This is a genomic window from Methylobacterium phyllosphaerae, from assembly GCF_001936175.1.
Classification (GTDB): Bacteria; Pseudomonadota; Alphaproteobacteria; order Rhizobiales; family Beijerinckiaceae; genus Methylobacterium; species Methylobacterium fujisawaense.
On record NZ_CP015367.1, the window covers coordinates 2,916,996 to 2,935,342 of the forward strand.

Consider the following 18,347-nt stretch of genomic DNA (forward strand, 5'->3'; position numbering starts at 1 on the left):
AGCCCGGCACCTGAGCATGGATCCGGTTTTCTGTAATTAGTCCACAATCAATATTCGGATATAGAAAGATATGATATCATTTGAGTACAACTGGTCCACGATAGATCGGATCGTCGGACGTTTTGGTCAAAAGATAAAATAAAGCGACGGGGTTAGACCATAAATAGCGAAACAATAATCGTCTCGGCTCCTGATAAATCCTGTAAAGCCACTCAAGACCGATATCTTGCATCCATCGCGGCGCTCGAGGAACGTCCTCAGCGATGTGATCGAAGAGCCCGCCGCAGGTTCTGATCCAGGCCAAACCGCCCAGTTTCCTCTGCCATGAACAAGCGATCTCTTCCTGCATCGGACTGCCTAGACCGAGCCATAAGACTTGCGCTCCTGTGCGGAGTATCTCAGAACAGATCTCATCCTCGTCGGCGCGATTGAAATACCCGTCGCGGCACCCAACCACCTGTAGATTCGGAAAAATCAGCTTCAACTTTTGCGATGCACGCAAAGCCACCTCAGGCTTTCCGCCCAGGAAATAAAAACGTATGCACTTCTGGGATGCTAGATCGGCGCAATCATGAATGAGATCAGTCGTCGCCACCCGCTCGGGCAAGGGACTTCGACAGAACAGGCGCGACGCAAAGACGAGCGATGCACCGTCAGCATCGACGATTGAAGCCTTGGAAATCAGTCGTCGAAAGTTTCTATTCAGATGAAATCTCGCAATTACCGATCCATTGGACGCGACGATTATTCGGGGCTCTGCGAGATGCCCCAGAGATACCAAACGGCAATCCTCGTCCATGCGGCGTGCCAGTTGTTTGCGCGATAGCACTGCGGTGGGAATCCCACCAACACGGATCAGGGACGTTCGACCACTCGATTCATTGAGTAGAGCACCGTGAACCAGCTGCCGCTGAAAAGTGTTGTCGTCACGAGAACCGGAACGACTGTCGTTCAGTCGCACGGCCCCGTCTGCACGGAGCCGGCGCTGCACAGCACCTGACCATCTGAAGTATGTCGACAACCGGCCAAAATGCGACATCTCTACATCCCTCCTATAGCGCTCGGGAGTAGGGCCTACACGGCATCTTAACAGTTTGTTAACCTATATCCAGGCGATCACCGGAACGCAATACCGAATTCGATGGACCTAAAAAGGCACTTTGAGTCGAGTCTCCGCCCTCATCGAGAGCGGAAACTGGATTGATCAAACGCGCCTCAAATCCCTGGTTAAAAAATTGCCGCTCCGCTCATAAAATCGGCAATCTGAGGACATCTAGCCGGCATCAAACGGCTTGATTACCATCTTCCGATCACTCGGCTCACGAGAAACATCCCAGGGCCCTCAACCGACAAACCGTTTTAACGTCACCGCCGATCGCGAGCAGCATTCGCGCGACAGAGTTCGGCTCTTCGACGCGAAAGACAGAGCGATTGAGCGTTTCTGGCTGCGTTTCCATCCGTCTCGTAGCCTGCAGTGAAGTGCGCTTTGCTTTCGTCGGCAGAGCGACACGAGCGGCGTGACGGGGGGCCATCCATTTGTCAGATTCCGGCGACTTTCTAGGAAAACGTGCGAAGAGACAGGCCTTTCGGTTCCGCCGATCTCAAAACGCGATGTCTGTTTTCATATTCTTTGTGCCAGCATGATAATCTTATGGTGTATCCACGAGCCGATTTTCTCAAGAATCGTATTATCACAGCAGCGGAAAACGGTGCGTAGGCACTGATCATCCTGCCATCATTGACATGATTTTGACCGTTTCTATGGACCATCCCTCATGGGCCGCACACCTAATCTGAACATCAACCAGTCATCTGTTAAAACCGATTTTCAGCACCGGTAAATGCAATCAATGTATGAAAATTAACCCTATTGCCAGGCGGTGCTATAGCCGATATAGAGAATTCGGCCACGTCATCGAGGCCGCACACCAAGTCCGAAATGCGGCCCGGATCTATAGAGTGGGCTGCCTATTAGCGTGCGCCGCGCACCAGTGCTTTTGCGAGTTCTGGGGACACGTCGAGTTGCGAAGTCGTTCTTAAAAATCTCGGAGCTGCGAAAATGCCAAACAGCAGCCTTCAGCGATAGTATTTCGCAACGTTCGTATGGTGCAATCTCGCGCGAAGCCGTACTTTTCGAAAAATCCCAATACAACAAATGGATATATCAAGCTTATTCGAGCTATATTGGAAAATGAACTATACTTTTAGTCATTGATGATATACTATAACGCGTCGGAACGCTATCTATTTATATTTATTTTCAGGTGACATGAAATAAAGCTGGGAGGACATTTTCAATACGCCGCTTTGACTCAATCGATTATGCGAAATAGATCGAGGAGACTTAAGCGATGAGTTCTGCTGAACACGGGTTGCTTGTGACCTCAGGTCCTGAAGCTCGAGCGGGGGCTGACCACACATCCAATATTCGGCACAGCGCGCATGTCGCAATCGATATAACTGTTGCGGCAGCCGCCATCCTCCTTCTTATGCCTCTTTTCGTTTTGATCGCCATTTTGATCTCGCTCGACAGTCCTGGCCCTATTTTGTTCCGGCAGGAACGGACTGGACTGAAGGGTCGCAAATTCAATATATATAAATTTCGGACGATGCATGTTCAAGAAAACGGACCCATCGTGCAACAGGCGAGTCGCAGCGATGTGCGCGTAACTCGGATCGGAAAATTTCTAAGACGCAGCAGTCTCGACGAACTTCCGCAACTGCTAAACGTAATCAAGTGTGAGATGGCGATTGTCGGACCTCGTCCACACGCTGTTTCCCACGACATTTACTATGGAAAAATAATCCCCAATTACAATGCTCGGTTCAACGTGCGCCCCGGTATCACCGGATGGGCACAGATTAGTGGGTCACGGGGCGCAACGCCTTACTCTGCCGATATGGAAAAGCGCCTTGCGCTCGATCTTTGGTATGTATCAAACGCAAGCCTTATTCTTGATTTCAAGATTATCGTGAAAACCGTTTTAATGTGCCTGGCATTCAAGCTGGATGCTTACTGAAATCGCAATCTAAAAAGAATGCAACGGATTTTTGTTGGCGCCCGAGATTAGAACGGATGCTGCGTTCCCCGGGACGGCTGCACATATTGGCGCTTCGGCGTCCCGAAATCCGGTAGCTCCAAGCGAGGTTTTCGCGATGCAGAAGACAGTTGCTGTTACTGGCGCCGCGGGATACATCGGTTCTGTTCTCGTCACACAGCTTCTGAATGTCGGCTATCGCGTTCGAGCAATCGATGCTTTTTTTTTCGGGCATCAGTCATTGCTTAGCCTTCAAGACCATCCCGCGATGGAGATTCTGCGGTGTGACATCCGCAATTATCCGCCAGGAGTTTTCGATGATTGCGACGTTGTTGTTGATTTAGCCGCATTGTCGAATGACCCGTCCGGAGACCTCGATGCCGAACTAACGCGTTCGATCAATGAGCGGGGACGGATCGCCTCGGTGATGCTCGCTGAGCGGGCTGGGGTCAAACGCTATCTCTTTGCAAGTTCCTGTGCCGTCTATGGTGAGCATATTGGCAGTGACGTGAATGAGGATTCTACGCTTCGGCCGCTCACCTTATATGCAGAGACGTGTGCAAAAGCCGAAGAGGTCGTATTGAGCCGAAACAGATCGGATTTCACCACCGTATCCTTGCGGAATGGTACCGTTTTTGGCCTTTCGCCACGGATGCGGTTCGACTTGGTGGTCAATAAAATGGCGCTCGATGCTTATGAACTCGGCTGCATCAGTGTCGTCGGAAATGGCGCACAATGGCGCCCTCTCATTCACGTCGAGGACGTCGCGCAAGCGTTTTTGCTTACCCTTGATGCGCCCGATCGGTCCATTGCCGGCCAAGTGTTCAACATAGGGCGTGAAAATTACCAGATCTTGGAAATTGCATACCAAGTCTGGTTAGCGAGTGAGGCTGCAACAGCGATCTCCTATGTGGGTGTCGGTGAAGATCGTCGAAACTATCGCGTCAGCTTTGCCAAGGCTGAGAAAGTACTCGCGTTCCGGGCGCATCGGTCGATTGGGTGCGCCGTCTCGGACGTCCAAAGGGCGCTCCGGGATGGGCGGGCCGGTAATGCGCCTTGCTGTCATACGGTCGAATGGTATCGCTCCCTCTTAGCGACGAAGGGCACCAGTCTCGGTTTCGGGCCCCGGCATGTGAGCAGCAATATGAGTGCGATCAGGTGAACGGGTCCAAGCCAAAAACGAGTTGTCTGCGCCGACGAAATCCGAGGCAATCTGGCTTCAGGTGCCCAGAAGCGACTTTACCGAGCCGAACTTTCATAGATGGAAACACCGTTTTCTCGATAAAGGCCGCGGGTGACCCGCGGTCGCTACCGCAAAGATTCGAAAGATGAGGCTTGGGCTTTTGGACGCCTCTCCGATGTCTGTGGCGACATAACGGAGGCTTTTGCGTCCTTGCCTATGTGCGCCAATCGATATTGGTAAATATAAACTGTTCCCAGCGCGCGGCGAACTGCACCGACCCGCGCTGGTGTCAACGCGCGGCCGGTCGTCTTGCAGATTACAGTCCATATCACGGCAGGATTGCCACCGAATAATTTTGGCCTTGTGAGCACAGATCGGATACCGAAGCTGTCATCTGGTCGCACGGCACCGGCCTCAGAGCCCGTGATTCAGATGGACACACAAAGCTGATTTCGTCAGATTTCGACCGTTCGCATCGACTTTATAAGTAAACGCAGCAATCGCAAGTAACAATCAAAGAGGCAAATCACAGTGGCCCCGCTCGCTCAAATCAATCAGCGCCAAGATCGAATCTCTTGAATCGCAAGCGAGCTAAAGCGATGCCACACAGCGAGAGATCTGTATGCATGTAGCGGGACAATAGCCGGAAAGATGCGATGCATCGTCATATATAGTACAGTCGCGCAGAGCAGTAGCATCGACGCAAAAAATAAAAACGCAATGATCAAACCGTCAGCAGCCCGAGCCGATCGAGATCGGGATCCGTGGGTGCTGTCCTGAACCTCAAGTGCGGGCTGAGCTTGGCGCAAATCCAGACACTCTATTATTCAGCAGGTGATTAACTACGCATATCTAACGCTCCATGTCGATACCGAGCCGACGAAAATATAGCTCGCCGGAGAACAATCGAGCTCCCGTCACTCGGTATATCCTGCGGCGTGACACGATGCTGAAGCCGCTTCGACTGGCCCGCTCGATTGCCACTGCAGAAGGTATACTGCCCCCCGGACGGCATGGGAATGGGTCTCAATTGCCCGGCTCCAGAGCCCTCAGGGTCACTGGATAGGCTGGCTGGTGCGCGGATGAATCGTGTTGTTCGATTGCAAGCCAGTTCGACAGAAGCCACTTGTCGGTCGCCATGCCCGGCCGGGTGGCGGATTGATTCCAGCGGCGCCTCAAGGATGAAGAGTTAACCGGCATCTGGTGGGCCAGAGGGCCTCGGCCCCACGTGGGGGCGCCTTCGATCGCAATGGTGCCGTGAGCCGGCGACAACCCAACCCGCCCTGTGATCCATCTTTGTCCGGGCGCGGGCTGCGTCGTTTGTGTCATCGTTCTAGGCACCTCTCAGGTTGCTTACGCTCACTGAAGATCGTTCTCGGCTCTGATGTCAGGACCGAGTCCCGCGCTCAGTGCCGAGCCGCCGAACATTCAATTCTGGCATCCTTCGCAGATGGATCGAACAGACTGCCGAATGAGGACCTCCGCCTGACGATCCCGCTTTGCAATCTCGGCGTTGCTGACCTGACGGCGCGGTGCCTGAATACGCCGTTGCGAGCCTTCCGACTTCGGCTCGTTCGTCGAGGGCGCAGCCGCAAAGGCCGGCAGGCGTTCGACCGTTGTGACGGCTGCATCACCCATTCGATCGTGGGTGCGATGAGCGAGCACGGCTATCGGGTCGACGCCATTGCCGGTCTGACGTCGGCGGGGCGTTTCGAGAACCCCACTGTCATCGAGATCGGCCACCGGTGCGGGATCCACGGTCGTCATGGAAGGGCTTGATTCCAAAGCCGTCAAGCTCAGACATCCACCCAAACCTCCGCTCAGACAGATCGAAAGACTGAAGGAGGCGATTCGCCATTGCTTCGAAGCCATTTCGGGCCCTCATGAATGAGATCTAGCCAAAACGAATTGGTCCGACGATGGATCGCCCGTATAGGTAGTCCTCCGGCGATACGCTTACCGAATTTGATTGCAGAACGCTGATCGAAATGTGCGATTTCTGGGACCATACTGCTTTCGGAGGGCTGAGCAGATGATAAAGGTTGCATTCTTTTCGGTACACAAATGGCTTTGAAAACAGACGGGACTCGAGCGCGGGCCAACCGGCGCCAGCCTTTCCATCAGTGATTGATCAGTTCGAGGTGTTGACCGGCGGCGCCGGCGTCGCTCGATCCAAGATGGATTTCAGCTATCTCTGCATCGCGTGAGAGAATTGAACCCTCGTCTAGAGCCGTTCCCGCTTACGTAGCGACGGCTAAGTCGTTGTCGTAGACGACGGCGGCGAGGCTGTTGCGGCACTCGTCTGGGGTGAAGCGGGTGAAGGCGTGCCGGATGGCGTTCCAGAGGTCTGGCACGGTGCGGGCGACTGCGCTCCGCAGCAGGGCTTTCAGCTTGGCGAAGATCTGTTCGATCGGGTTGAACTCGGGGCTATAGGGCGGAAGGTAGAGCAGCCGGGCGCCGGCCGCCTCGACCCGCTCGCGGATGCCGCTGACCTTGTGAGCTTGCAGGTTGTCGAGGATCACGATGTCGCCGGGCCGCAGCACCGGGACGAGGCGGTTGGCGACGTAGTCGCGAAAGCGCTGGCCATTGGTAGCGCCATCCGCGAGGTCGAAGGCGCACAGGCCGATGGTGCGCAGAGCGACGGTGATAGTGGTCGTTATGTAATGGCCCTGGGGCACGAGGAGCCGGCAGCGCTTGCCGCACGGGGAGCGACCGTAGCGGCGGGCCATGTTGGTGGCGGCTGCCGTCTCGTCGAGGAAGACGAGCTTGTCGAGGTCGAGGTCAGGCTGAGCCGCGAACCACGCCTCACGCGCCGCCTTCACGTCAGCCCGCTCCTGCTCAGTTGCGTACAGCGCCCCTTTTTACGGGTGATCCCATGGCGAGCGAAGAAGCGTGACAGCCCGCTCGTGCTGGTCTGCACGCCCTGCTCGGCCAGGACGTCGCGCAACTCGCGCAGGAAGCGTTCGGGCCGGGCCTCGTCGAGGGAGAGGATCAGATCCGCATGCTCCTCGATCGCCGGCAGGCGGTCGTCGCCGTGCGTCGGTTTGGGGGCGACGTGACCCTGCTGCGCAAACCGTTGCGACCAGCGGCTGGCGCTCGACACGCTCACCCCAAACCGCTCCGCCGCCTGATGAAAGGAAGCGCCCTCTGTCACGGCCGCCACGACGCGCTCGCGCAGATCGACAGACAACGGTGAAGGCATCGCTGGCTCCTTCACCCGTCAACGCTCCAGCCACCGTCCTGTCGCAACACCGCAAGGCACGGCTCTACTTCGCCTTCAAAGGCCGCTTACATATCTCAGCCGCGAATGAGCCGTGGATAAGAGTGCAATTTAAAACCCAGGAATGACCTGACCGGTATTGTGGACCGAGTCGCGTGAGCGACTGTCTTGCCGGTCAAGCGGTTTGCCATGGCGTTCCGTCCCTCAGGATGGCGTTGAGGATGGTGATCAGCTTCCGAGCAGTGGCAATCAGAGCAACGAGCTTAAGCCAGGCGACACGGCAAACTGCCCCCCCCTGACGCCATGAGGACCTGCCCCCCTCGATGAGCGAGGAGGTTGAGATGATCAGGAACGAAGATCAGGCTCTTCAGCGGACGGACGATCCGCGGAGGGCCGAGATGAAGACGCCGGACGACGTATCGGCGATGGTGCGGCTGACGGCGCTGGGCTGGGGTGCCAAGCGGATCGCGACCGAGCTCGGCTGTTCGAAGAACACGGTCAAGCACTGGCTCCGTCAGGGTGATTGGCTTCCCTCTAAAACGCCGTCTCGATCGAAGCGGCTCGACGGCTTGATGGACTGGTTGGCCGAACGGTTCCGGCAGCATGCCGGCAACGCCGACGTCGTGCGCCAGGACCTCGCCAACGAGAAGGACATCCACGTCAGCCTGCGCACCGTGGAACGGGCTGTGGCGCCGTTGCGGCGGGACCTGGTGATCGCCGCAACGGCGAGCGTGCGGTTCGAGACGCGGCCAGGTGAGCAGATGCAGATCGACTTCGGCGAGCGGCGGATCGAGATCGGCGGTGCGCCAACCCGGGTCTCGCTGTTCGTTGCGACGCTCGGTTACTTGCGTCGACTGCACGTGCGCGCCTTCGGCCACGAACGGCAGGAGGACTGGTTCGCCGGATTGGAGAGCGCCTTTCAAGCCTTCGGCGGCGTGCCGCATGAGGTGCTGCTCGACAATGCCCGCGCCCTGGTCCTGCACCATGACCCGGTCAGCCGCAAGGTCATCCTGCATCCGCGGTTGCACGCCTTCTCCCGGCATTGGGGCCTCCGGGTGCGGGCCTGCGCCCCGTACCGGGCGCGCACGAAGGGCAAGGACGAGCGCGGCGTTGGCTACGTCAAGAGGAACGCTGTGGCCGACCACCGCTTCGCGAGCTTTGCCCCCCTGGAGGCGCATCTCGATGCCTGGACGCGGGATGTGGCCGACCGGCGCGCGCACGGCACGACCGGTGAGGCGCCGGGCGCGCGGTTCGCCCGGGACGAGGCCCGGGCGCTGCAGCCCCTGGCGGGCGTGCCGCCGTTCTCCGCCGCACGCGATCTCGTGCGCCGGGTCGGGGCAGACTGCGCGGTCAGCGTGGACGGCAACGCCTACTCGGTGCCGTGGCGGCTGATCCTCCCTCGGTGTCGCGGACACAAGGAGATCATTTCGCGGTCCTCTCGGCTTGCTCGGGCGTGAGATAGCCGAGTGCCGAGTGGATGCGTTGCCGATTGTAGTAGCCCTCGACGTAAGCGAACAGATCACGCCGCGCTTCATCCCGGGTCGCCCGTCGTCGCTGATGGACGAGCTCGACCTTGAGCGTGTGGAAGAAGCTCTCCATCGGGGCGTTATCGTAGTAGCAAGCCGTGCGGCTCATCGACGGCTTCACCCCCATACCGGCGAGCTGTCTCCGGCAGGCCTCGGCCGCGTACTGGCTACCGCGATCCGAGTGGCAGATCAGCCCGGCGGCCGGCCGCTGCCTCTGGGCGGCCATCATCAATGCCGCTACGCTCAGCTCGGCGCGCATGTGATCGCGCATCGACCAACCGACGATCTTGCGCGTGGCCAGATCGAGGACGGCGGCCAGGTACAGCCAGCCCTCGCCGGTCGGCAGGTAGGTGATATCGGCCAGCCAGACCGTGTCGGGTCGCGCGGCTGAGAAGTCCTGCTTGAGGAGATTGCGCGCGATGGGGAGATCGTGACGGCTGTCGGTCTTACAGGGCCGGAACCGACGACCCGCCAGAGCACGGATGCCATGCCGGCGCATGAGACGCTCCACCCGTCCGCGGCTGACGGACCGGCCCTCAGCTCGCAGGGCGGCATGCACGCGTGGGGCACCGTAGCGTCGGTGATGGGCGGCATGGATGCGCCGGACGTCGTCCAGGAGCTGACGGTTGGAGGCCGAGCGCGCGCTCTCAGGCCGTGACCGCCAGCCGTAGAAGCCGCTGGGTGAGACTCCGAGCACGCGGCACATGAGACGCACCGGCCAGGTCCGCGCATGCTGCTCGATGAAGGCGAAGGTCACTTGGGCATCTCCGCGAAGATGCCGATGGCTTTTTTTAGTACGTCGCGCTCCATGCGCGTGCGGTCGAGCTCGCGCCGCAGTCGGCCGATCTCGGCGGCCTGATCGGAAGAGGACGCAACTGGGCTTGGTGGCGAGGCGCCCATCGATCCAGCAGACCGCGGCCCGGGCGAGGCCCCGTTCAGCGTGGCGCGCCACTGCCTCAGCATCGAAAGCTGGATCCCGAGCTCGGCCGTGACCTGCATCTGCGGCCGGCCGCTGCTCTCCAGCAGGGCAACCGCTTCGCGTTTGAACTCGGGTGTGAACTCGCGTCTCGTCTTCGCCATCCGACACCTTCCCCGCTCAGCATGAGCGTATCAGAGGTGTCCGCGGTGCCGAGGGAGGATCATCCAACGCCTCTATGACGCGCCGGACGCGGTCTCGAATGCAGGATGGAGCTTGACTCGCTCGCTGCCGCTCAGACGCGATCAGTCCTACGATCTGACGGCGTCTCGTGACGAGATCAGCCAACGCCTGAGTCTCGGCATCGGCCCGGGCGCGAACGGGCGGATTGGTGGCCGCCGCGAACCGGGCGATCACGGTGTCGTCGATGCGGTCGGATTTGGCACGTTGGCCCAACGCGCGAGCGAAGGCACGGACCTGTGCTGGGTTCACGATCACGGTTGGCAGCCCCCAGGTGGTGAGAGAACGTGCCACCATGGCTTCCAAACCGCCGGTCGCCTCAAGGACGACGAGCTTCGGCTTCAGGAGCCGGAGGCGTTCGCACAGCTGCTCCACGCCCTCGGTCGTACGATCAACGGCGAAGTTTGCCCCTGCGGGATGAACGTGAATATCGAGGCGGTCACGAGCCACGTCGATCCCGACAACAGGAGCGCCCATCTGATCCCATCCTTGCGCAACCGGGCCTAGCGTTGAGCGGCCCAAGCGACTATTCGGGTTCGATGGAACGGCGGGCGAGGCCCCTGGCTCACTTGCGGGCTTGGTAACCCCAGAGGCTAACGGTCTCTCACTCGCCACCGCGCCGAGGAGCATACCCGACGCGGGCGGAATCAAGTTACAAGAGGCTACTGCATGGCCGCTGCCATGGGGAGCCGGAAGGCCAGATCCGGGTAGCTGACAGGCGCAGGCGGGAGGTCGCCCAGGGACGGATGCGGCCGAACGCGGTTATAGGTCTTTTGCCAGAGGGTGATCACAGCCTGGGCTTCCTTGAGCGAGTAGAAGATCTCCTGGCGCAGACACTTGTCGCGCAGCTTGCCGTTGAAGCTCTCCCAGTATCCGTTCTCCCACGGCGAGCGGGGTGCAATGTTCTGGATCTGCGGCCCCGTTTTTGGCGACCCATTTGCGCAGTGCCTTTGAGATCATCTCAGGGCCATTGTCGCAGCGGATGTGCTCCAGGAGGCCGTGCAGGCACACGGCGTCGGCCAGCGCCTCGATCACGCCGATGCTGTTGATGCGCCGCGCCACCTTCAGCGCGAGGCACGCCCGGCTATGCTCGTCGATCAGCGTCAGGATGCGCAGGCTCCGGCCGTCGTGCGTTTGAGCCTGCACGAAGTCGAAGCTCCAGACGTGATTGCGGTAAAGCGGCCGCAGCCGCACGCACGAGCCGTCGTTGAGCCAGGGGCGGCTGCGCGGCCGGTGCTTCTGGGGGACCTTGAGCCCCTCACGACGCCAGATGCGCTGGACCCGATCCTTGCCCACTCGCCAGCCGTCTACTCTCAACAGCGCGGTGACGCGGCGGTAGCCGTAGCGCCCGTATTCGGACGCCAGGGCGATGATGGCGCGAGTCAGCTCACCTCGTCGGCCAACACGGTGGGCACGTAGCGTTGCGTGCCGCGGTGCTGGCCGACGATCCGGCAGGCGTGACGTTCCGAGAGGCCGAATTTCTCCTGGATCGCCGCCACTGCCTGCCGACGTCGTTCGGGGGCTACAAATTTCCCGAGGCGACGTCCGCCAGCACCTGCTTTTCCAGGGACAGGTCCGCCACAAGCCGCCGCAACCGAGCGTTCTCGCGCTCCAGATCCTTCATCTTCCGCGCCTAGTCGACCTGCAAGCTGCCGTACTCCTTGCGCCAGCGATAGTAGCTCTGCTCGGAGATCTCCGCCTCCTTGCACGCCAACGCCAAACTCTTGCCCTGGGCTGTCTGCACCTCGATCTGGCGCAACTTCAGCACGACCTGCTCCGCGCTCGTCTTCTGACCTCGCTTCATGTCCCAGCTCCTTCGGTCCTGGCTGATCCTCTCAATCAGCCCGGTCCAAAGCCAGCCGGTCAGGTCAGTGGCGATGATGGCAATGATTGTGAGAATCACCGGCTATATCGATCTGGACACATCGACTATTACGATATAAAGTCAGAATAAGTGATTTGGGTGTAGATTCTGTCGCTTCGTCTATTCGCAGCTGCAGCAAGGCGGCGCTAGCAACGCTTTCGGAATAGGATTCCCGTTGATTTTGCAGAGCTAAAGTCTATTCGTTTTCTCAGAGAGGACAACAACATATCTATGAGGACAGGTCCACTCAGCGTCTTCGAGCAAAATTTGCGATCGTCCGCTCATGAGAGCGTCGTATCAATTGCTTTTTTTGCACTTTGTATTATGGTCGTCACTGCTCCAATCACTCAGGATGGGTTGAGCGGCGGCACCGCTTCCATGACCGAAGGAAATCCGTTCCGACAACTTGGATATGTACTGATTTTATTAATTATATTGGCTGGAACGGGCATCCATCGCGACTTTCTAGGCTTGTCCGCGCTTCCGGGAAACGTTCGTGTGATCTTGGCCTACTGTTGGCTGAGTATCGTCTGGGCAATCGATCCGTCAATTGCGACCCGTCGCTTGGCCTTGACAACGATCGTTGCCCTGTCCGTTGCTATTGCCATTCAATCACTCGGTGTAGCGAAGAGCATTGTGCATATCCGAATCGCTCTAATTTTGGCGCTCTTCGCAAGTTACGTAACCGTTCTTTTCTTTCCGAGCGTCGGTATACACCAGCCGGAGGCCGGCCGAGATGTCGCTCTCATTGGTGATTGGCGGGGAATTTATCCCGAGAAGAACTTTATGGGCGCACTCTGTGCGATAACCGTACTGTGTTTTTACTTCATGGAGCAAAGGCACCTGTCCTTTCTAAGATGGATCGTTATCATTGCGGCTTTTTTATTTTTGATCAAGACCGGATCCAAAACTTCGACCACACTCGCCTTATTGGCCCTGCTATCGGGGCACGCATTTCGTGCCAACAATCATCGGGATTGGCCGCTAGCCTTCGCAGCGGCAATGACGGGCGTCTTCTGTTTCGGGGTCATTCTGCTGTGGTACGGCGAATGGCTGATGGAACCCTTGGATCGCGATGATACACTGACAGGTCGTTCACAAATCTGGCGCGTATTGATAGCTTATATTTCCGATCACTGGCGTCTTGGTGCCGGATATGGTTCTTTTTGGTACATCGGAGGTGTTAGCCCGGTCTATGATTATGCGAAAGGAGGAAGCTGGTTCGAAATTGCCTCTCAGGGCCATAACGGATACTTAGATATCGCGTCGCAGATCGGTTTGCCTGGCCTCGCGATCGCATTATACTTTCTTATTGTCAGGCCTGTCGCGACATTGTTGAGCCATCCCGCCTACAACAACAAAACTGGTGCTCTTTTTATGGCTATATTTGTATTTTGTGTGGGTCACAATTTCACAGAGTCTACGCTCCTTTCTCGCGATCATATTCTTCAGTTTATGATTATCGTCGTTATCTGCATGATGAACGCCGTAGATGGAAATTATCGGCAGCAACAATTCTGAGATTTGTTCAAATGGCGGAAAATATGCTAATGATTGATTCTGTCACGATCTTGATCGTATTGGCACCAAGCGATTTACGACGGGGCTTTAATGAAGTTCACATATGGGATCGCGTAGCCAAACTCGTCTGATAGCATTTGCCGACAAGATGGTCCGCATCGATTAGTTTCGGCCCGATCTTCCCTGACCGGACCCAACCCAAGACGCAAGTCGGCTGTCGAATGCATCGCAGGCACCACGGGACCAGGCGCTTCCCTCGCGTCTGACCTGTTCAGAGTTCGGCGCCTCAAACATCGGAACCACCGGGGGGTACGCCTCCATCCGTTCGGACGTGCCAGGAGCCGTCGCGCACCACGTTGGAGCGTTCAAGCCATGAGGGGGATCGACAAGGCCGAGGTCGCCCGGCTTGTGAAGCCGCCAGGGCGAAGAACCCTACCGGCACGATCGATTCGCGGAGCGTAATTCGGTCTCCTGATCACCTGATGACGTGATCGCACGATCTGCTTTCAACGTCCGAAGATCCGAGGCGCAATCGATCGCTTTCACTCTCTCGCTATCAAAAATGTTTGCGAGCCTCCAAGTTTGTTGGCATCATCCGCCAAATTCTACGAAGCGAGAGAGCCCTGACGGCGCACAGCCGAGCGTCATTTTATCTTATATAGCTTCTGTTTTAGCGAGCAATATCCAGCCAAGACAGAAAATACAGCAGCTGCATTAGTTTCGTATATCGATTTTCGACTGGATTTTTGGTTCCATATGCCATTCCTATCAAGTTGCGCTTGCGTGTTTTTGCTTATATCGTTGCCTTATAAGCAGCAGTTCTCCCATGGGCACCATGTCGGCGATTGCGTCACAGGCTGTGAATCTCCTTTTCGCGGGGTCCTCGGTGATAGCGCCGGGATTTCTATTGGTCGCCTTGCTAGCCGATGTGATTCCGATGCGAGTGAGAGTCTTGGCAGCTTTCGTGCTGTCGCCGGGACTTTTGTCTCTCGAGCTCCCGGTCGCAATAGCATTCGGTGTAGAATTCAGGCAGTTTACATACTTAGCAAGCGCGCTGAATGCTCTCGTAGCGGGCGCTCTTATTCTTTACTTCCGCCCAAGATTTAGTTTTCGTGGCTGCGGGTATTCCGCGCTTCTGGCTTGCGCTTTGGCGGCCCCGATCATCTTTACGGTTCTTAATGAAACATTCCGAACGGATTACAGTTGGCACAACATGATGCAGATCGCGGCTATACAGCAGATCAATTCGCTGCCGCGATTGCCGGAAGAGTTTGAGATGGCTGGGCTTCGGCTGAATTATGGTTGGCTTGGGTGGACGCAGCTGTCTCTAATTTCAAACCTTGTCGCGATTTCGCCAACGAGACTTTACTTATCTCTAAATATTTTGCACTTTATCTCGATGTTCATCATCATCGTAGAGTGCTCGATCTTTTTTCTTGGTCAGCGCCATAACTCTGCGAAGGTAGCCGCAAGTACCGCAATTGCACTCCTCGCCGTCGGTCTACCCGATATCATACTCGGCATAGCCAAAAATGAATACCATGCATTGGGAGACGCACGCATAACGCCAATGATGGAAAAAATTCAGAATATGGACACGATGGTTTTCGGGTTGTCTTCGTTTGCCTTAATGGTCTTTGCAGTACTGGGCTACCTTAATTTCAAGCGGTCTTCATTCCTCTTACTTGCGATCATAGCGTCTTTTGTGAGTTCTTTGGTCTATCCGCTTTTCTTACCATCATGTATGGCGGTCGCCGCGGCACTGATTGCCTTTGAAATCCTGCAACAAGTCCGTGGAGTGGGATCGTCCGGTCGTCGGACTCTAATCAAGACCGGCCTGATTTTTGCCCTTTGGATCGCGAGCTTCGGCATAGTGGTTCTCTATGGGCTCTTCCTCGGACGAGATTCGGAAGTTCCGCCCTTCGGGCTTGTCAAGCTTCGTGACTTTCCTCTCCAATTCATCAGGTGGGGATGGATCTATTGTGCAATAGACGCGATATTACTGTCAGTTCTCATATTTCGATGGAAAATCATATCCTGGCCGACGTTATTTTTCATCGGCGTGACATTCGGACTTCAGTTGGCCTACGTCGTGATCGCGGTTCGCGACGGCGTCGGATATAAATTCCTCTTCACGGCGCTGCTGTTCGCGGCCCCCGTGGTCGCGGCTGAAATTACCCGATGGGCGGACAGGGGATCGAGATCCTCAGTCGTGGCGGGCGTATTGATCGTTTTGTTTCTGTCGTGCGTGGTCTACGAGTTTCCTCGCTGGACCAATCCCGATTTGCGCTACGCGACCCCCTTGGACATTTATGCATCGGATATCGCGCCTGACGCGAAGGCGATGCCATCCTGGCTTCGGGTCGTTCGCGAGAAAGCGCCGCCCGATGCCGTGCTTTTTACTGCGCCTGACGAGCGGCCGATCGCGGTATTTGCCAGGCGTGCCCTATACGTGTGTGGCGATGTTCCGGTTCCGACATCTCGAGCCGGGTACTCCATGAGTTGCACCCGGGAACTCACGTCTGTGAAGGGCTACTCTCCAAAGAGGGTGGTTGACAGAATGGAGCTTCTGAGCCTAGCGCTCAAAAAGGAGGTCAGCGATGCCGAAGCGGAGACGTTGATGAAAGCGTTTCGCGCGCTTAGCCGGCCGATGATTTTCCATACTAGCGGCTTTTCAGGATTTACGCGCTGGCTTAGGGAGAAGGAAATTGGCCGACCGATTTTCGTTTCCGAGACGGATGTCGTTTGGTCGGTCGACAAAACTGGTGCTGGGCTTGATCCTGCAGACAGTGCTGCCTCCTACAGGCAGGGGCCCACATGAATCGAGCGGGCGCGAATGAGCGCCAGTTTTGGCCGGCCGCCTCAGGTGCTACTGAACGGCTGCCCTCTCGGATCGCTTTGAGTGCAAGGCACGGAAAGCGGAGTGCGCAACCGGTAAGGCTGCACGATGAATAGAGCCGCTAAGCCCGTCATCCCTTTCGGGCCGGCCGGGCATCTCCGCGCGTTCTGTAAGGAAGAGAGTTCGGCCGCTTGTTCCGAGCAGGAAGGTTTCGACGGCCTCGGTGGAACAGGGCTAGACGATCCGCTTCGGTGGCGGCACGGACGGATCCTGATTGTGCAGAGATCAGTACCTGTCTTCCGGGCTCACACCATCACTCGCTTCGGGTTCTTCACCAAGATTGGGGGTGCTCGCGCCTTGCCGGTTGGGAGCGGCCTTTGGCGCCGGACGAAGGGGCAATGTCCGGGCTACTGTGGGCCGCACTGTTGCAGGTCGGCCTGGTGGACCAGCCTTGCCGGCGGGGCCTGCTGGCCCGGCAGGCCCTCGCGGGCCAGCAGGCCCCGGCGGGCCAACGGGTCCCGGTGGGCCGGCGGGCCCCGGTGGGCCAACGGACCCTGGCGGCCCGCTCGGTCCTGGTGGCCAGGGGGGGCCGGCAATGGCCGTTCTGGATGCCCCTGATCCGCTGAGCTCGGACGGCTTGGTACCGTCCATCCTGTCTCCCTGTTCGACCCTGCTGCTGTGTCCAGTCGCGGCCGCAGCGCCCGGCGGTCCCGGAGGTCCGGCTGGTCCTTGCTCGCCGCAATTGGCAACCACGATCTTGCGCTCTTGACGCGCTGTGCGCAGCGTCGCGATACACGTGGCCGGGTGATAGATGACGCGGAATTCGAAGTAGCCCCGATGGTCGATCTGACGTGAAAAGCGGCCATCCAGACTAATATCCGTATCTTTCTCGTCTGAATATCCTATAATCCAGAGTTCACCACCAGTGACCTTGGCGTCCGCCACACCGATATCGGCCGTCGCCACCGATACTGGGGCGAGATAAATCATTTGCGCCCAAATCAGCATTGAGAATTTGCCGTAGGCGGCCATAGCTGGTTCCATCACGCGCTTGCAACCAGTATATCCACGGATTGATGGGGAGCAATGATCGCGCTCTCACCAGCTGAACGGCGGGATCACACCACAAACGACCGAGAGCCCCGCGCGCAGCGGCGACGCCATCGCCTCGACCCTCAACGGTGCTCGCCTGACACGCGCGCACCAACGCGACGAGGGTTGCGGAGCGGCACATCGTTCAAGCCGATCTCGGCTTCGAGTAGGCCCAGCGCGACCCATCGGCCGCCTCTCGCGCGATGGCGTCTGTCACCTGCCAACGCCTCCCCTCGGAACGCGATCAATGGATCCGTCGCGCTTTGCGCGGAGGTTGCCCGGCTTCGGAAGGAAGTCGCGGCCGCTTTGTTCGAGATTGTTACGGCCCGGGCGGTGACCGGGCAGAGGCGTCAGTTGGGCTCTCTGCGAGGCGGTGAGGCGCCGCGCCCGCGGCCTCATCTGCCCCCTCGGCGAAAAGCTCGTCGTCCCGGCTGGCGGGCGAGCATGCATCGTCATACGCGATGCGCTCCTTTGCGTGAACCGGGTCGAGCGCGGCGACCGCGTCCGTGGCCGGCGTGGAATCTGCGACTTCGGCGCCGAAAGCTCGGCGGGTCTGACGGAGCCACGGGCTTGGCGAGCGGAGAGGCGAGGACCTCGAAGGCGAGCTTGTTGTCGACGCCGACGGGCTGCGGCACGGCGAAGAGCGACGTCAGGGTCCGTTTGATGATGTCCCGGACGGCACCCCGGATAGCCAGCATGGCGGCGATGGTAACCGGATTACCGAGACCCATACGCTCACTGATCTCCGCGGCTGCCCTCGCATCCGCTCGCTGACGCCCGGCAACGTCGTAACTTGACAATCGTCCCGGCGGCACTGGCCGGGGCGCCAAGCCGGACACGGCGCTTGGCCCCCGGCTCAGGCTGCGATGCCGTCTGGTTGTGCGCGAACCGACGCAAGGGCAGGATCA

9 protein-coding genes and 3 pseudogenes are annotated in these 18,347 nt (G+C 58.1%); 6 read left to right on the top strand and 6 right to left on the bottom strand.

All coding sequences use genetic code 11. The features are described from left to right. Positions 1-76 precede the first annotated feature (76 nt). Complete coding sequence (locus MCBMB27_RS13225) at positions 77-961, bottom strand: WecB/TagA/CpsF family glycosyltransferase (RefSeq protein WP_210187518.1); 885 nt, start codon at positions 959-961, stop codon at positions 77-79. A gap of 1,390 nt (positions 962-2,351) precedes the next feature. Between MCBMB27_RS13225 and MCBMB27_RS13230 the strand changes: the two genes are divergently transcribed. Next, the gene (locus tag MCBMB27_RS13230) at positions 2,352-3,020 is read left to right on the top strand and encodes a sugar transferase (protein ID WP_075380640.1); all 669 of its coding nucleotides are present in this window, start codon (positions 2,352-2,354) and stop codon (positions 3,018-3,020) included. A 136-nt stretch (positions 3,021-3,156) separates the two neighbouring features. After that, entirely contained in the window at positions 3,157-4,200 is a 1,044-nt protein-coding gene (locus MCBMB27_RS13235; RefSeq protein ID WP_075380641.1) for an NAD-dependent epimerase/dehydratase family protein, read from the top strand. Positions 4,201-5,649: 1,449 nt separating this feature from the next. On the opposite strand, the gene MCBMB27_RS29625 is transcribed toward MCBMB27_RS13235, so the two are convergent. Both MCBMB27_RS29625 and MCBMB27_RS28840 read right to left on the bottom strand, forming a co-directional pair. Then, positions 5,650-5,988: a hypothetical protein gene (locus MCBMB27_RS29625; protein ID WP_139231642.1), complete on the bottom strand. Its 339-nt coding sequence runs from the start codon at positions 5,986-5,988 to the stop codon at positions 5,650-5,652. A 473-nt stretch (positions 5,989-6,461) separates the two neighbouring features. Further along, a protein-coding gene (locus MCBMB27_RS28840) for an IS630 family transposase (RefSeq protein ID WP_107646918.1) occupies positions 6,462-7,423 on the bottom strand; the annotation gives its coding sequence in 2 pieces (ribosomal slippage) (positions 6,462-7,072 and positions 7,072-7,423; 963 coding nt in all). Between the two features lie 359 nt (positions 7,424-7,782). On the opposite strand from MCBMB27_RS28840, the pseudogene istA reads away from it, so the two are divergent. Next, positions 7,783-8,835: pseudogene (gene istA, locus MCBMB27_RS13250) on the top strand (IS21 family transposase); the annotation flags it as partial. A gap of 28 nt (positions 8,836-8,863) precedes the next feature. On the opposite strand, the gene MCBMB27_RS13255 reads toward istA, so the two are convergent. The 3 genes and pseudogenes from MCBMB27_RS13255 to MCBMB27_RS13270 all read right to left on the bottom strand — a co-directional run bounded on the left by MCBMB27_RS13255 (position 8,864) and on the right by MCBMB27_RS13270 (position 11,927). Further along, positions 8,864-10,047, bottom strand: a protein-coding gene (locus MCBMB27_RS13255; protein WP_091955320.1) for an IS3 family transposase whose coding sequence is annotated in 2 segments (ribosomal slippage) — positions 8,864-9,762 and positions 9,762-10,047 — 1,185 coding nt in all. Because the reading frame shifts where the segments join, the coding sequence is not laid out codon by codon here. A gap of 49 nt (positions 10,048-10,096) precedes the next feature. Then, positions 10,097-10,600 (bottom strand): annotated as a pseudogene (locus tag MCBMB27_RS13265) (IS110 family transposase); the annotation flags it as partial. Between the two features lie 185 nt (positions 10,601-10,785). After that, positions 10,786-11,927: pseudogene (locus MCBMB27_RS13270) on the bottom strand (IS3 family transposase). Positions 11,928-12,344: 417 nt separating this feature from the next. Here MCBMB27_RS13270 and MCBMB27_RS29630 point away from each other — a divergent pair. From MCBMB27_RS29630 to MCBMB27_RS30570, 3 genes are all read left to right on the top strand, one after another. After that, entirely contained in the window at positions 12,345-13,508 is a 1,164-nt protein-coding gene (locus tag MCBMB27_RS29630) for an O-antigen ligase family protein (protein WP_139231641.1), read from the top strand. Between the two features lie 826 nt (positions 13,509-14,334). After that, complete coding sequence (locus tag MCBMB27_RS29635) at positions 14,335-16,329, top strand: hypothetical protein (RefSeq protein WP_139231640.1); 1,995 nt, start codon at positions 14,335-14,337, stop codon at positions 16,327-16,329. A 416-nt stretch (positions 16,330-16,745) separates the two neighbouring features. Next, a complete protein-coding gene (locus MCBMB27_RS30570; protein ID WP_043758650.1) occupies positions 16,746-16,973 on the top strand; it encodes a hypothetical protein in 228 nt (75 codons plus the stop codon). Positions 16,974-18,347: the final 1,374 nt, after the last annotated feature.